Source organism: Bacillus sp. 5w2 (assembly GCF_054353775.1).
In genome coordinates, this window is the sequence record NZ_JBTIWT010000024.1 from 57,555 (window position 1) to 78,489 (window position 20,935).

14 protein-coding genes are annotated in these 20,935 nt (G+C 31.7%); 7 read left to right on the forward strand and 7 right to left on the reverse strand.

From position 1 onward, the window contains the following. Positions 1-141 precede the first annotated feature (141 nt). The 6 genes from ACXY7N_RS26980 to ACXY7N_RS27005 form a co-directional block, all read right to left on the reverse strand. The gene (locus ACXY7N_RS26980; protein ID WP_016135724.1) at positions 142-429 is read right to left on the reverse strand and encodes a hypothetical protein; all 288 of its coding nucleotides are present in this window, start codon (positions 427-429) and stop codon (positions 142-144) included. A 222-nt stretch (positions 430-651) separates the two neighbouring features. Continuing rightward, the gene (locus ACXY7N_RS26985; protein ID WP_488592790.1) at positions 652-1,578 is read right to left on the reverse strand and encodes a hypothetical protein; all 927 of its coding nucleotides are present in this window, start codon (positions 1,576-1,578) and stop codon (positions 652-654) included. 9 nt (positions 1,579-1,587) lie between these two features. After that, positions 1,588-2,574 (reverse strand): RNA-binding protein, encoded by a 987-nt coding sequence (locus tag ACXY7N_RS26990; protein WP_488592791.1) that lies wholly within the window; start codon positions 2,572-2,574, stop codon positions 1,588-1,590. 188 nt (positions 2,575-2,762) lie between these two features. Continuing rightward, positions 2,763-6,284 carry a DNA translocase FtsK gene (locus tag ACXY7N_RS26995; protein ID WP_488592792.1) on the reverse strand — a complete coding sequence of 1,174 codons (3,522 nt, stop codon included), beginning with the start codon at positions 6,282-6,284 and terminating at the stop codon, positions 2,763-2,765. A 17-nt stretch (positions 6,285-6,301) separates the two neighbouring features. Beyond that, complete coding sequence (locus ACXY7N_RS27000; protein WP_016135720.1) at positions 6,302-6,688, reverse strand: hypothetical protein; 387 nt, start codon at positions 6,686-6,688, stop codon at positions 6,302-6,304. 190 nt (positions 6,689-6,878) lie between these two features. Continuing rightward, the gene (locus ACXY7N_RS27005) at positions 6,879-8,162 is read right to left on the reverse strand and encodes a replication-relaxation family protein (RefSeq protein WP_488592793.1); all 1,284 of its coding nucleotides are present in this window, start codon (positions 8,160-8,162) and stop codon (positions 6,879-6,881) included. A 1,685-nt stretch (positions 8,163-9,847) separates the two neighbouring features. On the opposite strand from ACXY7N_RS27005, the gene ACXY7N_RS27010 reads away from it, so the two are divergent. Beyond that, positions 9,848-10,270: a hypothetical protein gene (locus tag ACXY7N_RS27010; RefSeq protein WP_488592794.1), complete on the forward strand. Its 423-nt coding sequence runs from the start codon at positions 9,848-9,850 to the stop codon at positions 10,268-10,270. A gap of 4 nt (positions 10,271-10,274) precedes the next feature. After that, positions 10,275-11,729, forward strand: coding sequence for an FtsZ/tubulin family protein (locus ACXY7N_RS27015; RefSeq protein WP_016135718.1), 1,455 nt, complete (start codon positions 10,275-10,277; stop codon positions 11,727-11,729). A gap of 36 nt (positions 11,730-11,765) precedes the next feature. On the opposite strand, the gene ACXY7N_RS27020 is transcribed toward ACXY7N_RS27015, so the two are convergent. Continuing rightward, positions 11,766-12,506 (reverse strand): MerR family transcriptional regulator, encoded by a 741-nt coding sequence (locus ACXY7N_RS27020; RefSeq protein ID WP_488592795.1) that lies wholly within the window; start codon positions 12,504-12,506, stop codon positions 11,766-11,768. A 3,326-nt stretch (positions 12,507-15,832) separates the two neighbouring features. Between ACXY7N_RS27020 and ACXY7N_RS27025 the strand changes: the two genes are divergently transcribed. From ACXY7N_RS27025 to ACXY7N_RS27045, 5 genes are all read left to right on the forward strand, one after another. Continuing rightward, positions 15,833-16,786, forward strand: a complete 954-nt coding sequence (locus ACXY7N_RS27025; protein WP_488592796.1) for a hypothetical protein — start codon at positions 15,833-15,835, stop codon at positions 16,784-16,786. Positions 16,787-16,805: 19 nt separating this feature from the next. Further along, positions 16,806-18,302, forward strand: coding sequence for a hypothetical protein (locus ACXY7N_RS27030; RefSeq protein ID WP_488592797.1), 1,497 nt, complete (start codon positions 16,806-16,808; stop codon positions 18,300-18,302). A gap of 16 nt (positions 18,303-18,318) precedes the next feature. Continuing rightward, positions 18,319-18,768 carry a hypothetical protein gene (locus ACXY7N_RS27035; RefSeq protein ID WP_088113163.1) on the forward strand — a complete coding sequence of 150 codons (450 nt, stop codon included), beginning with the start codon at positions 18,319-18,321 and terminating at the stop codon, positions 18,766-18,768. Between the two features lie 25 nt (positions 18,769-18,793). After that, positions 18,794-19,189 carry a DUF4320 family protein gene (locus tag ACXY7N_RS27040; RefSeq protein ID WP_001181739.1) on the forward strand — a complete coding sequence of 132 codons (396 nt, stop codon included), beginning with the start codon at positions 18,794-18,796 and terminating at the stop codon, positions 19,187-19,189. A gap of 253 nt (positions 19,190-19,442) precedes the next feature. Continuing rightward, a complete protein-coding gene (locus tag ACXY7N_RS27045) occupies positions 19,443-20,843 on the forward strand; it encodes an S-layer homology domain-containing protein (RefSeq protein ID WP_488592798.1) in 1,401 nt (466 codons plus the stop codon). Positions 20,844-20,935: the final 92 nt, after the last annotated feature.

Sequence of the window (20,935 nt, forward strand, 5' to 3'; positions counted from 1 at the left end):
TTAAACTATTTTTATATTGTATTCAATTGTTTTAATTGAACGAATATAAGAAGAGGTTTTATATGCAGTTGTTATATGTATTGAATAATAATGTCCCTGCTTCCCCTGCTACAAATCCCCTCTTATTTTCGGTTCTCGGTGTTACTTCATGTACTGTATTTCAAAATAAAGTTTTTCTGGTTTTTGATTTTGGTCTAAATAAAAAAGTATTTCTCTAATAGTTTCTTTTTTAACTTCAATATTTTCTATATAGGACTTACTTTCATTTTCTTGAAGCTTTCGAAAAATAGCAGTAGGTAGTTTTACTGCACAAAATACCCCCATTTTACTTCCTAGCTTTTTAGCTGAAGCAGCATCGTAGAAAATTTCATTTACAATTACTTCATTATCATCTGGATCGTACATGTACCCTCTTTGTATGCGTAGCAATGTATTACTCCTTTCTTGTATATTTTATTTTAATAATAACAACATCTATATATATCATTGTTGTTAAAATAGGCATCAAGTAGTATTATTTCGTAAAATCCGTACTTTGTATAGAGGTAGACACGGGATAATTAGTTCTCTTAAGTTGTTTTTAAATATTTTGTGCTTTTTATACAATAAACAAGCCACCCTCTAAAAGAAAGCAATAGCTTGTAAGGTGGCTTAGTTTATTGTGAATAGCTTTGTATTTAATTGCTTAATCTTTCCTTCTGCAAGAGGTTGATAAAAGGCATGTTGTAATCCTTCTACATGTAATGTTTCTCCTATACATAGTAATACTTTACCAGGAATTAAATCGAGTAGTAGTTCATTATTAATTTGCTTTGCTTGTTTTTCAGTCGAAACATAAATAACTAGGATTGTAGGGTTATTCCCTAAATCGTTCATAATAACATCCTTACCTGACTCTACGAAATCTCTCCATCTAGCGATAATTTGTCTTAAGCGATCCTTTTTATCTGTTAATAAGGTAGAGTATACAACAAAATTAAATTCTTGATTTATTTCTCCCTGCGCAGCAAAACTTAAAGGAGGGGTAAAAACCCCCTTACTAATAGATGGATGCATAATATGCCCTATAAAGGAAGGAGCATAGCGCAGGTGGCAAAGTAGATCTATATCATGCCAATAGCGTAGATGAACATATTTACCGTGATTATCAAGACGCTCTGGAGAAAAGAAGAACATATTACCTTTCCAGTATTTTAAGAGCTTGTAACCATTATCGGATAATGTATATGTTTCTTCAAAGATTTCCATATCAAAACTCTTAATCCGCCATTTTTCAATTAGGCGATAGTAAAGTAATCCTTGAAGTGCATCATTTATTTTCTTACGTGAGTATTTGTTCTTGAATAAATATAGTAAATGATTGAATCGAACAGATGTATGAACACCAATGAAATTGAGTATGGCATACTGTTCCTCTGTCAAACGCTGCTTAAACTTAACCAATTCTTCATAAGAATGGAATACATAGGATTTATCCAGTTCATGTATTCGATATATTTGAAGTCCCTGTACATCCTCATTTGATAAATGAGGAATAGATGGTACATAAGTAGACAATTGTTTTTCTATTGTACGCATAATCATCCATTAAAATTGGTAAATTGACGAATTAGATTTTTTACTCTGTCCTTGGGGATAATTTAGGATACGCACAGTTCCTTTTCTATTTTTGGCATCGATATTAAGCAGCTCGCATGTAACAATCGTTTGGTTTAGTGCATCTTCCGCAGTTGGGTTGGCAAGATTACGGCTCTTTAGTCCTTTAAACTGAATACCTGGTGCAACTTCTACGAAAATACCAGCAATTGCATCTACCCCTACTATTTTACCTACAAAGCGGTCACGGCGTTTCTTTAGCTCTAATAGCTTATCCATTGGATCTGTTTCTAGTTTCTTTTTATTTCCTATAAATTCATAACGGCCATTCTTTTCTACTACTTTATCAATGATAAGTTCTACAACATCGCCAATCACAATATTCTCTGGACGTACAAATGAGTGTGACCATTGGGAATACCTTACTCCTACGGTTACACCATGAACCTCAACTAAAACAGTTTGTGCAGATGGAATATGTCCAGAGACAGTTCCCGTGTATACTTTATTCCCCTCTTGTGCTGTTACTTCTTCATACAACCTCTTTTGAAGTGCTAGTTCTCCCGCGGTAATAGATACGACGGCGAAGTTACCTTCTTCAGTTCTTTGGAAGTGCTCAATAATAACAGGTTTTGTTCTTCCTACTAGCCACTGAGGGTTTTTAGGAATACTGATTCCAGCCTCTGTAATGGGACAGTATGCAGTCGTATGAGTACCAATTTCAATTGTAAGTACTTGTATACGCTCTGATGTACCATTTTTAGTTGGAAACAGTTTTTCGGATACGACAGTAATTAACCCTTTTCCTACAGTACGCTCTCGTTTCATGCGAGCTAATTCTTCTAATTCATGCTCTCGTACTCGTTCAAATTGATTAAAGGTTATTTCTACATGCATTTCCCCTATATTGTTGTTCTCTAGTTCAAAAGCCATCCCTAGTTCTTCTGTAATTTGAGTGTTTACTTTACCTTCTGCCATTATATTTTCCTCCTAGAACGTAAAAAAGGACACACCTGTACCGTTGGAATGGTACGTAAGGTGTGTCCTTCACGTAAGTTATGCTTTATTTATATAGTTATTAATTTTAATATAATGGTGTTATGTAATTTTTGCAAGTATAAAATTAGTATAAGTTTATCGAGATGTAGGGTTTGAATATTAATAGATTAGCTTTCGATATTACCAAATATATTATCCAGGCTTTTACTCATAGCATTCGATGTTTTGTTCTTCGGTTCCTCATTTTTATTAAGTAGTGATTTTGTATTGTTATACTTATTTTTTTGTTGTGATTTCAAGCGATTTTGTTGTTTTTTATAGCTTATGAGTTTATATTGACGCTGTCCCTCATCATTTCTAATGGTCTCTACCATATTTTTTTCTAAGTTTTGATGAACAGTAAGGCTAATGGATTCGTAAACTTTTGCAACTTCCTCTTCGAGTTTATTCTCTTCAATATGATCAATTGTTTTTGCAATTGGAATCGCATTGGCCTCTACATTAGTTTTTGTTTCCTTTAAAATGGGAGTAGATTCTATATTTGTTTCTGCATCCTCTGTTATTGTAATTGGAAGTCGGTTTGATGAAAATTTTTCTAGAAATGGTTCAGTCTCATCAGAAATTTCGGAATGCATTATGGAATCTTTGTCCCACTCTTGTTCTAGCATAGTAATAGATAATTCTTTGTTCATTTCCTCTACCCCCATGTTTATTTCATGGCATTCTTCCATATGAGGTAATTCTATACTCATGACTTCCTCAATATGCTCTTCCGAGACTGTATTTGTTATTTCAGGAATTACACTTTCTATTGATATTTCTTCTAATACTGGCAGCTCGCCATTTCGTTGTAAGGCGTTTATTAATCTCGATGCACGTGTATAATTTATTTTAAAATTGTCCTGTAGTAAAGATATAGACGTGGTACCAGCTTCTTTTACAAAAGCTAAAACATCGTCATATAGAATATCTTTAAAGAAATCTGTCTCTCCTTGCGTGACCTCGTCGTCTTCACCTGAAATGGCTACTTTTTGTGAAATAGTATTCTCTACACTTATATTAGGTGATTGGGTAGTATTAATATCTGATTCTCTTGGTAATATTGGTATACTATTATCTTTTGAAATTAGAACTGTACGAGGACCATTCCCTGCATAAGAACTTACAACTTGATTTTGTTCTAACTGCTCAATAAATCGAGCAGCTTTCATATAGCTAATTTTAAATTTTCTTTGCAGAAAGGCTGGAGAGACTTGTTGTGATTCAATAACGAATCTTTTAATTTCTTTATACAATTTATTTTCCGCCTCTTCTTTATCAACCTCGATCTGTTGGCTGACAACTGCAGAATCGTTAGAAGAGGTTGTACTTTCGGATTTATGTCCCCTATAATTCTCCAATGATACAATGTATTGTTGCTTATCTTGTAATTTTATTGGTATATCTTTCTCCATTTCCTCATCTTGAATAGGGAATAAAGGTACAAATTCTTTCATCTTCTCTGCATCTACATGCTTCATAGGATTTGCTTTGACGATAGATTCATTAATCAGACGGAGACGTTCATTTTCCCAATATCGTCCTATTTTCATATCTAGCTGAATAACCGCTTGAACATATGCTTCTTTTGGTACAAAGTTACTTGTAATTTGTTGTACGGGTTGGACATGATTGTCTTGTACAATACGAGCAGCACAGATAAATGCACCTTGTGCCATGATATCTCCTGGTGACATAATAACTTCTTTTGTTTTCTGATAGGTTGATCCTAATCGACTAACAGGATTCTCTTGCATAGGAGAAATACCTTGTTCGGATTCCGCCTCTTTAAATTCCTCTTTCTCACCAAACATGTCAGAGAAGATTTTTGCATCATATGGCGTTACATCCCCAAATATCATTTTGTTACGGAATGAGCCCAGTAAGGTAAACATGTATTGCTCTGTGAAGTCGAGAGCTAATTGAGATAGTGTTTGGCTAGCGATTGTTAGAATTACTTTATATTTACGAGATTGTGCAGGGAATTCTTTAAATGGCCGCACAACATAATCCGGAAACTCATCGACAATAATGTGATGGTAAGGTGAGATGTTTGGTTCTCTACGGAATACTGCATTCTGCATACTTAACAATATAAATTTTCCTAATACGTTTGAAAGGTCCGCTAACTCCCCTTTCGCTGTATTAACAAGTAAAATGCCCCCCTGCTCTAAATGAACATCGAAATCAAAATGGGATGTTCCAAATAAAACGCGTCGTATTAAAATGTTTGATGCCAAATCTTTTAAGATATTACGTAAACCTTTAACATATTCTTCTTCTCTGTCATAATGCATTGGTTGTCCGCGATATTTCCCTGATTTATAAACTGCTGGTTCTCCTTGGAAGCCTGTTTTTTCACGAATGGTATTATCAAACCATTCATCAATACCTTTTATAATTTTATATTCATTTTTTTGGTCACGTGAAGCAGCCCCGCTTTGAACAAAATCATATAACTTCTCTACTTGGGCCTTTAAAAGCTTATGCATACGATGGACACGTTCTACATCATCATACATCTCAATTAAGTCGTCGAAGGTAACATCTTTTTGTGGGTTGTGTAGTTTTAGTAAATAGATATGTTGTTTAAGGTGGTTACGCTGGGCCTGTTCAAAGAACGCATTGTTAGATTCAGACAAACCTTGAATAACCATTGCGAAAACCTCTGCTACTTTATCAACTGGTCCTCGCAGAATATTTATATTTTTGGTATCAGGATTAGTTGGATCGATATAGTAAACAGAACTTGCAGGGATTTTATGTGCTTGTACCAACTTATATACTTTTTGACATAAATCATTACTAGGTTCAATAACAGTCACACCATTTAAAAATGTTCCTTTTACTTCTTCTGTATCATAATTATTCTTTTTATACGCTGTTTTAAACTTATTTATGAAACGTACCATCCAGTGTAAATCTTGATTTATCATAGGAATAATTAAACTTGATGTTTTACCAGAACCAATTGGACCAATAATAATTCCATTTAGGGTTCTATCTTTCCCCTTAATACGAACCATCTCTTTATGCTCAATATGAGGCCCAATTTCTACATCAGGATATATTTGTTCTTCTTGGCTATTAAACCATTTTTGTAACTTGTGATTTTTATATTCGTATTTTTGTACCCACTTTAATATCTCCACTCGGTAACGAACAATATGGCCACTATACCAAAGTGTAAACAAAATCATAAATACTGTAGGTAAAAATACAAAAATCAAAGTGAGTGTGTGAAAATTTCCTGTTAAGACGTGACCTATTGCCTCATACTCACCAAAATTAACATGTTTTGATTTCTCCGTGAGATAAGGAATAACCTTTGCATGGATCGGAGCAGTTGCAAACCATAAAAATTGAATATCAACTGCAATATGAGAAGCAATCAAAATTATTAATTTCCCATTTTTTACATGCAAAGCAGGAATACGGCTGTAAAACCTAAAGCTGAACTCTCCTAATAGTAAAGAAAAGAACATTAAAATGAGCGGTACATATGTGATTTCTATAGGATAAAACGGTGGTTCAAATGCATAGTAAAGTAGTTTTATGTAGTTTACTAAACCGAATCCAAATGAAAGAATAAACCCGCTAATTAAACCAATTGTAGTAAATAGAGGTAATCGTTGTTTAAATGTCTCCATATAGGCTCACCTACCTCTTACAGATATAATTGAGCTTTATGATGGAGTGTAAATCGATTATTGAATTCTTGTTTAAATTGTTCTTTTGATTTTTCTAAAAAGAATTTCGCTGCATCTTCGGTTTGTTTTAAATATAAATCAATGCTATTTCTTTCGCATAGTTGCTCGTATTCTTCTTGTGAAAGTACCGCAATATTTACTTCTATTTTTTTATTCGTTGCCGTTTCAATTATTACATCATACCAAAAGTAATTCGGTTTTCCTGGAATTTGGATATCTTGTAGAGAAACACTAAACGTTGCCCCCTCTTCTGTCATATGTTTTAGGACAAGTTCTGGATTCTTAAATGCTTCTCTTGCAGAGAGCACTCCTCCATTCGTTGTTGATGCAAATTGTAAATTCATTATCATTTTCCACCTTTCTCCATATAAAAAAAGGCAAGCGACACCCACTGTAAAAACAGCGTGTGTCGCTTGCCTTAATTTCATATGTTCTGATTTGATTGTAGTTTTTATTATATGTTCAATCGCTATTCTAACACCTTAAAAAATAGAAATCAATAAAATTGTATAGAATTATATAAAAAACAATGGATTAATATAATTCTACAAGTTTACGTCTTTTTGGATGAATGTTATTTGCAGTACGTGCCATGATCTGTTCATTCGCGTCCATAGTGACACTCTCATTTTGTAAGGATAGTAGTAGTACGTTGTTATAAGTGTTCATTAAAAGAATATCTCTAGGTTTCTCACGTTTCGGATAAATAACAACAAGTGGAACGCCTTCGTCCCCTTCTTTTCTTGATAATACGACATCGTCTAGTCTAGCAATCATCCTGTAATCATTTTCATTTCCGAAAATAAAGAAGAAATCTTGGATCACATCTTTATCTCTCCTATACGTTCGTCGAAGTCCTCCATCTATTGATTCTTTGAACGTTTGAACCTTTTCAACAAATGCGTAACGCCAATCGGCATCTCCTACTGTACGTTGAGATAAAGATAAAAGAATATCTTGTTCGAAGTTTTGATTATCATCTTTTCCAAGGATGATATCTGAAATAACATCTCCAGCATTTTTAAGTGAGCAGACGTGTAGATGTAGATTGGTTTGATTCATTAAAATTTCATGATATTTCCGCATAGAAAATAATAGATTTTTCATCCGCATGTATGGTGGTTCAGCATCTTCTGCAAGAAACATAGTTTTGTCGTACATAACAAAAACAACGGTTATATTCTCAGTCGTTTTTTGTGAGAATTCTATGTACTTACCTACTTTTTCAACTAAGGTAGCATTTGTTTCTTTACACATATCCATCTCGATATAGATATTTTTACCTTGATATGAAATATGTTCATCTGGAATCAAAGGCAACTGGTCATCCTCAATTTTCATATTTTGTTTCTGGTAAAAAGAACGAATATCCATTTTATATAATAATTCATTGGTTTGAGTTTTCTTTGTAGTCGCTAGAAGAGTACGCATAATGACTTCGCGTGAACATACTGTGTGAAAAGAAGTTGCTCGTGAGTACCTTCTTTTGGAACTTTTTTTGGGAATTCTCCCTATCCCCATTAAAAATTCAATTGCTTTTTCTTTTAAGGAAAATAAGGCACGTTTCGTAATGCTGTCATCCCTTTTATCTATTTTTTTAGTTAGCATAGCCCCGTATTGTGAGTATCGGTCAAGTTTTGTAAATATGCTAGCTTCAGAACATTCTCTTCCCTCAAATGCACTATATAACATTGTGATTTGTCGTGTTGTAAGAGCTCTTTTGTAATATAAAACTGTTAACATAAAAATGTCTGCTTCTTTTAAGTGAAAATGTTTTTTGGTACCTGGTCGTTTATATTTATACACTTCTCCGGACAAAGTATACACCTCTTATATTGAATTAGACTTAAATTAAATAATTATCATTTTTAATATACTATTACATTGATATAGTGGTTGTAAAATAAGAAAACATGAATAAGAGGTTTTGCTTTTCAGAGATACCCTATTTTGTACACCAGAGTTGGGATGGTAACTACTATTATAAATCCATTAAAAATCATGGTTTTATATGGACCTATTAAATCTTTCATGTTGTTAGGCCGATATACTACTAGACATCTAACAATAGTTATAATGAAATTCTGTTATAAAAATAATGTTATGACATCCTAACATTTATTAGATAGGAATAATAACATTTTGATTGATTACAATTATTCAAGAATTATAAAGAGGAGTTTTCTCTATATTTTTTTAGAAAGTAAACTCTTTGTTGAAGTGCCCGCTCCTACTTTTGTTACTGATTCATTGTAAAAATTCGACTTATTCTTTTAGGTAATTTTTATCTTATTATACTTAGTAATTCATTTAGGCAAAAAAATAATGAGTGTTTCTACATAATTGTTGGTACGTTAAAAATGTGTCTACATGTACTTAACATGAAGGTTCCATTCACATGAAATCAATTAGTTGTTAATTTTATGTGAAGTTCTAATTGCTATCATTATTCGTACTAAATTAATAAAAATTTTAGTGTAATGTAAGTATCACTTTGATGTTAATAAGATAAGGATTTTCTGTTAATAATCCAATTTACAGAAATATTTCTTTTTCATAGCAGTGATGCATTTTTTAGCATAATACTATTAGAATGTCTTAGTTTAAGAGATTATTTACAGGAATTTTAAGGACTATTGCATTAGTCAGCTTAACCGCTGGCTCTCTTTTTAACATGTTAATTATAATCTGAGATGGTTGCTGTTGTTCATATGAAATTAACAGCCTCTTCTAACGGCTTCCTAAGAGTGACTGAAATTGACATAGAATTGTATTCAAATGAGGCACAGAGCATATTTTTTCTGTCAACATATACATTCATGTGAACTAACAAGTACTAGGTAAAGAACAGCGCATTAACATAACATTAACAATTATCGTCCTTATAAGAGATAGATCCCTTCAAACCAATTAAGTAATAAAAAAACTTAGTGTGAATTGTTATAAGATCTCCATGAAATCTCTTTAGTAAAATATATACACGCGTATGATAGTAGGTGCTTGGATATTGAATATTTTAGATGCGATTTATATAAGCTGTATAAGTAAGAGTTATATATGAAACTTATTTATACAGCTCATATAAAATAATATCATATAATTATTGTAAATTAAATTTGATTTATTGTTGTTATAACAGCGTTTATGTATACGACTTATATATAAAACTTATATATAAGTCGTATAAATATTTTTGTGAGTGTCATGTTAATAAAAAGGAGTGATTTTTCATGTGTTTTTATCAGTTTTTTCTACAGTGTTTTATTGCAATTAATTAAAATGTAAATCACATGAAATTTAAGATTGATATAACATGTATACGCGTTATATATACGCTGTATATATAAATCCTTATAAAACATGGATTCTTTATGAATTTATTAATATAAGTCTTATATATAAGACCTATATATAAGTTTTATTTATAATGACTTGATATACGACGTGTAATGATGTACTATGTTTCTAGGAATAATTAACCAATGTTTTAAGGGGGGGACAACTTGAACGAGGTTTTAAGTGAAAAATATCAAACAATCAAGTTTGCAGATGAAGTAGTAAACATGTTTGCTGATATACTCGAACAAGATGAGATACTCTACAGTGTATTTCTATACATAGGAAACGTAGTAAATAAACAATTTCAAGAGACAAAGTACATGAGAGGCATATCGATTAATGAAATAGTGGAAAATGTAGTTATTGATAGGAGAGTAAAGAAGAAAAGAGGTAAATCCTATTCATTAGAAGTTGAACGTACAAATATATCTAGACGTTCAGCAGAAATAAGTGTGAGTACGCTATCATCAATGTCTTTAATCTATGAAAAGACTATGCATCCATATAAATTTTTAATCTCAACTTATAGAGGGCAACAAGTACTTATTGAGTTAGGGAAAAGAAAAAAGGTAAATAAGGAGAGATAAAATAATGGCAAAAAACTTCTTAAAAAATGAAGTAGCAGTTAAAATGACAATGGTTGGATTTGGTCAAGCTGGTACTAGAATGGTAGATAAATTTGCGGAATATACACATACAGATGGCACAGCAGTATATAATTGCTTAGCACTAAATAGTAATGATGGAGATCTAGCTGAATTAAAAAATGTACCAAAAAGTAATCAAGTTTCACTTAAATTAGGTGGTTTAGGTAAGAACCCTGAGCGTGCGTTAAAAGTTCTTGATTCAAATGAGGAAGCAAAAGATAAATTAAAAGAATTTATTACTGAACGTGTAAGACCTTCTGATGAACTTGTTTTATTCTTTGCAGGTTTAGGTGGAGGAACAGGAACTTCTACAATCATTAAAGCTATTGAAGAATTTTCGGCTTTTCATAATAAACCAGTAATCAGACAAGAATTACAAAAAGTTGCTCAGCAATATCCAATGTCTGAAATCAAAGCAAATCAAGCAAAGTTTGCGCGAATTGCCTTTGAAAATGCTATTGAGCGCAAAGATTTTATTAAAATGGGGATTGTTGTAACACTTCCTGTCCGAGCAGATGGGCCGGATGTATTACGACAAGTAAATAAATTTTCACAGGAGATTTGGAAATTAGCAAATGATAAATCCAAAGGTGTAGCCTTTGTAGTATTTGCTGATAACCAGCACTTCTACGATGAATTTAAGGAATTAAATGAAAATGAGAAAAAAGGTATCGCCAATTCACGAGATTATGCGAATCAACGCATTAGTGAAATCATTCATGAGTTAAATACCGCTGCCAATGGATCTGGTACATCTGTAATACTTGATTCTCAAGACTTTAAGCGTATTTTACTTGAGAAAACGGGCTGTTTAGTAATTAATAAGGTTTCACGTAATATGAACCAGATAGAAAATAGTCATGCAATTATCGAGATGTTCCAAGAATCATTAAGTGGTAGCTCTTTCCATCCGCCAATTGATTTGATGAAGAAGAATAACGACGGTTCTGTAGAAGCGTCAAAAGTACATCATTTTGGTATGCTTGCTATCTTAGATGAGCAAAAAAACATTAATGATTCCTTTATGGATGATGCTAAGGTAGAAGTTTCAAATAATCTACCTATAAACGGTACAGTTTTTAATGGATATTTGGTAAGTAAAAATGATTTCTTAGGAAGTGTATATACGTTCTATAAAACTGATGCATTACCATCGAGATTATCTAAAGGATTAGTTGAAGAATTTAATGAGTTTAAAGAAAGACAAAGACAAATTCAGTTTACAAAGTCTCAAATTAGTACTATCGAGAGTATTGATGAGGATGAGGATTTAGGTTTTGCATTTGGAGATTTTATCGATATGGGTAGTGACGAAGAAAATAATAATGCTGGAGCAAATGAAGATGAAGATTTAGCAGATTTTCTAGATCCAGATAAGATGTTTGGTACTACAAAATAATAAAAAAAGTCTGGACTAAGTTCCAGACTTTTTTTATTATTCCACAGAATTCATAAGAGATTTTATATAATCAATTATATTATCCTGTATATACTGTTCAATGAAGAGTTGTTTTTTACCCAAATCTTCCTCTTTTTTAAACCATCCTACCTTTCTAGTACGTTCCTCTGCAGCTTTACTATTCCACAGGCCTTCTGCCTGCTTTCTTAACTCCTGACGTGCCCTATGCTCAATAATGAAATTATCAAGTCTATCTTGGCGCTGTCGTAATTTTATGGTTTCTGCATCTTCGGGTTGTGGTAACTGTTTAAGTATACTGTCTACCCTCTCTTCGTAATGAGACTCAATATGTTTTATTTTTTCTTCTAACTGTTTAGCTACCAATTTTTCAATGATTTCTGCAGTGGCCTGAAGGTTTAATTCAGTAGATACTTCATTTGATTGATTTTCTAATGATACAGGTCTTAAATCGAATTGGTGTGGTAATAGGTCAATAATTGCATCTAAAGACCATTTCTCATCCCTTTTCTGCTTAATAAATAGAGCAATTTCAAGATCTAATGTATTATAAAGTTTTTCATTTGTATTTTGGGTTCTTAACGTTTCGTGGAGCCCTTTTTCCTCTAAAATATTGAACCAATTATAAACGGTATTGTGATGACGTCCAACTAGTTTAGAGAATTCAGTTATTCGCCATGCCTTTTCAAAAATATTATCATCTAATATGTCATCATCGTTAATTTGATGGTCTTGTGATTCGCTTTTTTGTTCAATCATTGTAACAACCTCCTTAAAAATCAGCTCATGAACACTCAATTTGACATTAACATGTGGACTGAAATTAACATGTTAGGTAGTATTTCGCTAATATGTATGCAAATCCCTATGCATTCAGTGGCTCACATGAAATATAAAATTAACATGTAATCGAATGTTTGTTAACAGAACATTAACTATTGATATAGAATATGCTTAATTTGTTGATGCTATTGTCACCCCTAAGTATATAAATGGCAATGTTCTATCAATGAATAACTCTATCTTTTATGTTAGCAGGATTAATGATAGTTGCCATGAGATTAACAAAACATGTTACTTAATACTAATGATAAGGAAATATAGGTATTTTGTAAACAAGTTATGAGGAGATAATCAATGATAGTGCAGAAAATAAGCTGACGTAAGCTAGGGAATTTAAATTATAATGTATAATGGCTAGAAAAAAAGGTAATAATATAACCAAATTAGTAGTATTTTATGAGGACAAATATAGCTAGGAATATAGGATTAGAATTATTGTGAATCCACTTTAAGGTTTAATGTCCACTCTATGTCACGATCAATAGGATATTTACGAGTATTTTAATAGTGTATGAAATATTTGAGATAGATTTATGTCACTGCGTTAACACTTTTGACTTTCAAACAATCTCAAGATGTCATTTGTTTAATTTTCAACAGGATAGCTTTTGTTAAAGGTAGAAAATAATCAATTTGGATGGAGTTTCAACCCCTACTGACATTAACACGAGATGTGAGATTGACATAGAAAGGGTTTTTGGTAAATAAATATCAATGTCTTGTTAACTGAACTATCATTATTTATCGCTGTATTGGTGGTGTTCTTATTAAAGCGTCTTATTTATATGGGATCAAATATATGAAAGACTCATTCAAATTAACTGAATAAGTCTTTTAATCCCTCTGTAATATTGCTTAATTTAGTGGAGGAACTAACATGTGGTTAATTATTGACCAATTCCGTTACAAACATCTACACTCCTATTATTAACATGAGATCGATATTTAAACGCATTGCTATTATTTATTGTCAATTTCATGTTAACTAAAAAGAGGAAATTTTAATAGAGTAGTTTTATATAGGTAATTGATAAATTGAACTTTATACATGATTAGAAATGTCATATCTTGTTAGTATGTAATTAATTTATTATAAGTTCATGTTACAGAATTAATAGCTATTAATAATATCCCTATTATAAACTGTTTTTATAGGGTTATTAATGGGTATTTATACTTATTGTATTGAATTTATTGACATGAAATTAACATTTCACTCTAAGATTAATGATTACATGTCAATGTCGGTTGATATGTGGATGTTATTGCGCATTGTGAAGGCGTTATTTCTTGTTCATATGACATCGATAACAAAGATAATGTAGTTTTGAGAGTTCAATTGTATAAAAAGATTATAGTTTTGTGTACAAAAACTCCAGGCCTCTTGAAGTGATCATTTAAATATAGTAGTACGCTAAAAGGTTTGATTGACATGTAAAAGTTAGTTTAAACGAAAGCGGCGAGGATCTGAATGTATAATCCCTTAAATCTACTCTGCTATCATTAACATGAGATCGATATTTAAACACCTTACTATATTCTATTATCAATTTCATGTTAACTAAAAGTATGAAATGTTAATACGATAGTTTCATATAGATTATTGATAGATTGAACTTGGCACATGATTAGAAGTTGTATATCTTGTGGTGATTAATTTATTTATTATAATTTTAAGTTACCGAATTAATAGCTATTAACAATGTTTCTATTAACAGATTGTTTTCCTATAGAGTTGTTAATGAGTATTTATGCTTTATGCGTCGAATTTGTTGATATAAAATTAACATTTACTGGAGGGTTTATGATTACATGTCAATGTCGGTCGATATGTAAATGTGAGTGCGTATTTCGAAAGGGGCTTTCCTTGTTCATATGACATCAATAACAGGGATAATGTAGTTTTGAAAGTTCAATTGTATATAAAGATTATGGTATTTTGTACAAAAGTTCCAGGTTTCTTGAAGTGATCATTTAAATATAGTAGTACGCTAAAAGATTTGAATGACATGTAAAAGTTAGTTTAAATGAAAGTGACAAGGATCTGAATGTATAATTGTTTAATTTAGTGTGTATAATTAACATATATATAATTATTGGTTGAATCTGTTGCAAATACCTGCACCACTATCATTAACATAAGATTGAATTTAAGTATTTTACTATATTCTGTTGTCAATTTCATGTTAACCCAAAAGATAAAATGTTAATGTGATAGTTTATTAATAGATTGAAATTTGTATTTGATTAGAAGTTTTATATTTTGTTAATAAGTAATTAATTTGCTAAATGTTTATATTATAGAATCAATAGCTATTAATAATATTACTGTCAAAACGTTTTTTTAGATTGTTGGTGAGTATTTGTATATATTACATAAAAACTGTTGACATAAAATTAACATTTCTCTCTGATTTTTGATTGACATATCAATGTTGGTTGATATGTCAATGTGAGTTTTTGATAAAAAGTGGGTTTTTCTTGTTCATATGACATCAATAACAGATATAATGTAGTTTTGAAAGTTCAATTGTATATAAAGATTATAGTTATTTATACGAAAGCTCCAGATTTATTGGAGTAATTTCTTAAATATAGTAGTGTGTTAAAAGAATTTATTGAAATGTAATAGTTTTTCTAAATGAAATTGACAAAAATCTAAATGTATATTGTTATTAATAGATGGTTATTTATAATTTTTTCTATTAAGAAGTGTACCTTATAAGAGGTTAATGATATCTAATATAAATACTTATTCTATTAAAATGTTGATATGAAATTAACAATTCTCCTTGGATTTTTCTTTATATATTACTGTCGATCTATATGTGAATTGGAGTGTGTATTATAAAACGGGCTATTATTGTTTACATAATATTAATATGGGGGCGATTGTATGTTAAGTAGTTTTATAAATTTAATCGTAAATAATCTTCTGTACATTGTATTATTCTAAAAATTGTTTGATTAATATAGAAGTTTGTGTAATTAACTGTATTTTTGAGTTTAGATACATGGAAGTATAGAGAAAGAGGAATAGATATATGTGCACATGGATTTAATAAAGCTATTGACTTTTAAAAATTATAGCTTTATTCTTATGTGTGAATGACAATTATTTAAGAATAATATACAAATTAATAGATTTAATTTCTAGCTAAACGGACACACCGAAGGCACATAACCTGCCATTGGTGTGTCTTTTTTTGTATATATTACATTTGAGAGGGAGAATCCAGGCTATGAATGAAATTGTAAACCTGAGTAAAAAGAGATTTACAAAGTATTGTGAGGATAATACAACATTTGAGGAAAGTATTAATCGAATGATTAATCATTACTTTTTGCAGTTAGGTAATAGAACAAATATCTTACAAGAAAGAGAATTTAATAACGAAGTTGAAGAACAAAAATTTAAAAATAATGTAAAACGTTTTGAAACTTTATTCCCAGCAGCAGCTAAGAATGCGTTTTTAAAAGGGTATCAACTTTGCCTAGAGTTTATACAGCATCCGGAAACAAAAATTTCAGATAATTTATATACTGATCCGAACTTTATGAAGGATCTTCCTTTTGCCTTAGCAAATGCATCTGAATTTGAATTATACGAAATCATTCGAACAGATGAAACACAGGAATTTTGTGTCTTTGCCATACGAACATATGAGGGGATTCGTCCATTACTAGAACAAGTATTTTGTGAAATTGCATTCGCTGGCGCTGAATGTGCTTTTGAACATGAGCGATTGGAAAAAGGTTTTGAATTAGAGAAAGGTGATGTTACCTCGTTAACCAAAGTTCCTGTAAATCGTCTTTTTGCTATTACGCCTTCAATAAATGGAGTTGTTGTGCATGCAGAAGAACATTGCGAGATTTGGAATCTAAATTGGAATAGCAAAGTAACGATAGATGATCCTTTTATTGAGGTTGCTGAGGTTACATTTATTCATCAAGCAAAGGATATGATTCAAAAAAATATTGAAGATGGTGTTTTATACTACAGCATTCTTTATCTTGATACACCTTTACATGAGATACAAGATCGATTAGAAATACGAGTAAAACTAAATTCTGATTTTGGGGCTCCACGTCCAATGGAACAAGTTGAAATCGAGTATATTCTGAATGAGATTATTGGGAAGGTTCATCTTCATGCACAGATTCCAATTGAAAATATGATTTTAATCCAACGTTAGAGTTTGTAGGAGGTTAACTATGTTGAAAAAAATCGTTTTAGCTATTAGTGATACTGTATATACGGCATATTTACGTGAGGATTTTACTGGTGCGGGATTTGAAGTAGCTGATAGTGATGTGATGCACATCAAGTACCTAGATGAAATTCTAGATATGGAACAGCCCAATATTCTATGTATTAATGACAAACGATTAAATATTGATGCGGGACATGAAGAGAAACGTGAATTGATTATCTTACAAAAACTAAGAGATATTCGCTTTAATCGGGATATTCGTATTGTGGTATTTACAGAGCGTGAAAATGATGATGAGTTTTTGGCGAAATTGATTTATCTAGGTATCTATGACATTTTTAACTCTCGTAAAATTGATATTGATAATAAAGTCATCCCTCAGCTGCTGCAGGAATCAGATATTAAAAATGTAGCAGAAATTGTAGGATCAAGTCAGGCGCCGCAACAAACAAAGTTGCCCGAGGATACTGTTGATGAGGAAGAAGAGCGAGTATCAAATAAATTAGAGGAAAATAGCAACAATGAATCTTCCTTTAATTCCAAATTATTTAAAAACATACAAAAGCGTAAGTCTATTCAGGAGAAAACGCCAAAAGCACCAATTATTAAAAAACGGTATAAATTGGCTTTTGGTCCAGTATATGGGGAGCGGATTGGTATTGCCATTCCAAGAAAAACAATTGTTGTGGCCAGTATGAGTAGAAGAAGTGGAGCTACCTTTGTTTCACATCTTTTAGCTGCGTATTTAAATGAACTACAGATAGATGTGAACTATATAGAGAATCTATATGATGAGGGCTATACGTATCCGTTACTAAAGGGATATACAGAAGCACCAGAAAACTATCGTAGTGAATTTATGTTGCAGCGATATAAAGAGATGCTTCAGAAGGAATCTGATATATTATCAATTCCAAAATGGAAGCAAGGAAAAATAAATTATATCGTAAAGAATCCTATTGTAGACCAAGAGTTAAAAAATGAGACAGAACAGGACTTCGACCATTTTATTAAGGTTTTATGGGGTAACCAAGAAGCACCTATTTCTATTATTGATGCAGGGAGCGATTGGGATAAAGATTTATACCATGAAATATGTGAAATGGCAGATTACATATTCTTTGTAGCAGAACCAGAGCTACATCAATTGCTAAAGATAGCACATCCTCTTACACAAAAAGAGAGAAAGATCGTTTCTTACTTAGCTTTAGAGAAAACGAGAATCATTGGGAATAAATTTTCTCCAGCACTTTTAAAGCAGGAAGTAGTAGAAGAATGTTTTGGAGATAAGTTATTAACTGCTCTACCACCATATGATGTTGAGGATTTGTTTGAATCTCAACTGAATAGCAGTACGTTACTATCTAGTCGGAAATATTATAAAGATCTTGATGGGATACTGAAGGAAATAGCAGAGCTACTGCTACCAAATGAATTATTGAAACAGAAGAAAAGCTCTATATTAAGTGGATTTCGATTTCGAAAGTCTGAAAGTTAAGGGGGGATGAAAAGAGATGCAAAAATTTATTATAGGTGCTGCATCATTATTATTATGTGTTGGCTGTTTATTCTTAATGACGGATATGATTATTGGAGATACAGCACACGCAGATAATAAGTCTGCATTAGAACGTGCTGGAAGTATAGCAATGGATAAAGCCGTAAAAGTAGGTGTTTTACGAACACAAGAAGAAATTGCTATTGAACCAGCAATCGCAAAGAAAGAATTTGAAAAGTCTTATAAACAAAATGCAACATTTAAGGATCCGGCATCAAAAAGAGAGTTTTCTGTACATGCTGTACAAGAGAAACCTGCAATGATTGCGGTTGAAGGAGAAGCCGAGACTGCTAGTTATACTAAACAATTTGATGAAAAGAAAGGCAGCATTAAAAGTAATGCAAAACACATATTTATTTATGAAGCAGATTCTGACAACAAGAAAGCTGGAGGAAACGTGAAATAAATAAGAAAAAGTAGGTGTGTAAGAAATGCAAAATACAGTAACAACAGCGCTTTTTCTAACGCTTTCTTTATTATTGATAACTCTTATACCGGAGGGTGTACTGTATGGAATGCAGTTAATAAAGGCACATGATTTTGCTTCTAGTACAGTAGAGTTAGCAGAAAAAACAGGTGGTTTTCAGTACACATATGAAGGAAAAAACGTAAATCTAATTCCTGATATAGAGAAGAAAATGAAAGAGCAGAATATGGATGGATGGAAATATGAATATACAAAAGGGCGCGTAGATCATAATCAGCCATTGAATTTTAAGATAAAAGCTGAGCATCACTTCTTTATTTTTAAAATGATAGGGATAGATAGTGTGAAAGCACCAATATGGGCTAACAAAGATGGAATGGGACAAATCTATTTCCGTTGAAAATATCAATATGTATAAAAATAGGTAAAAAACTATAATGAAAAGTGTAGTTTTTTTGCTAGAAAAATATATTTAAAAATAAATATATAGAAATACTTGCCTATTTTTGTATGGTGATATTTTCCATGTATAAAAACGATTATAAAAAAACGCTAATTAATTAATTCATATGTTAAATTATATGGATTTTATATTTAAATTCTGTACAATAAAGGAATCTATGAAAAAACTAATATATTTGGAGGAACAAACAATGGCAAACAAATTTTTAAAAACAGCAACGGCACTAACAATTATGGGAACATCTTTATTAGGAGCAGGAGCATTTACAGCGAAAGCAGCTGATAACACAGATTCATTAAAGTTCAATGATGTTCCAGCAAATCATTGGTCTACAAAAGCTATCTATGATCTAGCAAACCGTAAAGTAGTAGCAGGATACGGAAATAATGTTTTTGGTTTTGGTGACAATGTAACTCGCGGACAAGTCGCTCGTATGATATATGCATATGTAAAACCAGCAGATGCAGATGCTAACTTCAAAAATCCATTTACAGATATTAAAGGACATATGTTTGAAAAAGAAATCAGAGCACTTGCTAAAGAGGGTCTTGTTGCTGGTTATGGTGAAGGGAAATTTGGTCCAGATGATATTTTAACTCGTGAACAAATGGCACAGGTACTTACAAATGCATTTAAGTTTAAAGCAACGACAAAAACATCATTCACAGACGTTGATAAAAACTCTTGGGCATATAATGCAATTAATGCATTAGAGGAAAATGGTGTTACAGCTGGTACAGGAAGTAATAAGTATTCTCCACAAATGCACGTAACTCGTGAACAATACAGTCAGTTCCTATATAACTCTATTAATGTAATCGAAAAAGAAACAAAACCAGAAGAAAAACCAGAAGTGAAGCCAGACCCAAAACCTGAAACAAAACCAGAAGAAAAACCAGAAGTGAAGCCAGACCCAAAACCTGAAACGAAACCAGAAGAAAAACCAGAAGTGAAGCCAGACCCAAAACCTGAAACGAAACCAGAAGAAAAACCAGAAGTGAAGCCAGATCCAAAACCTGAAACAAAACCAGAGGAAAAACCAGAAGTGAAGCCAAATCCAAAACCTGAAACGAAACCAGAGGAAAAACCAGAAGTGAAACCAGACCCGAAACCTGATGTTCAATTGCCTACAGGTATGGATTCTAATCTAGTCACAGAGAATATTGAATATTACCCTGAAGCAGTAGAAAAAATGCCAGTTGTAAAGCAACAAGTTTCGAATGAAGCACAAAGAATAATAAAAGAGGTTAATGGAAGATTCGGTACAATTTTAAAGTATAGTGAAATTAGTAACGATGTATCTTTACTCGATAAAAATATGTATCTTCCTGCAGGTACTATTGGAGCGCAATTTGTTGTGCAATCAGATAATGAAGGAAATTATAAAATTATATTTTTAGATAACAACAAAGCTACAATATCTTTAACTAAAGAGTGGACGAAATTATTAAGTGGTTTGAACTTAGATAATGAGTTACAGGAAGCAATAGATACTCAAAAAACAAAAGTATTTGAGAAAGATAATTTTAAAATCCGTATTGCACACTCAACTGCGGAACATATGATGTATGTTGAAGTGGAAAAGAAATAAAGTTGTTATTATTAGAGAAAATTGATATCATTATACACGTAATATAACAATAGAATAATTTTACGATAATTACGTAAAGGACACACCTTACG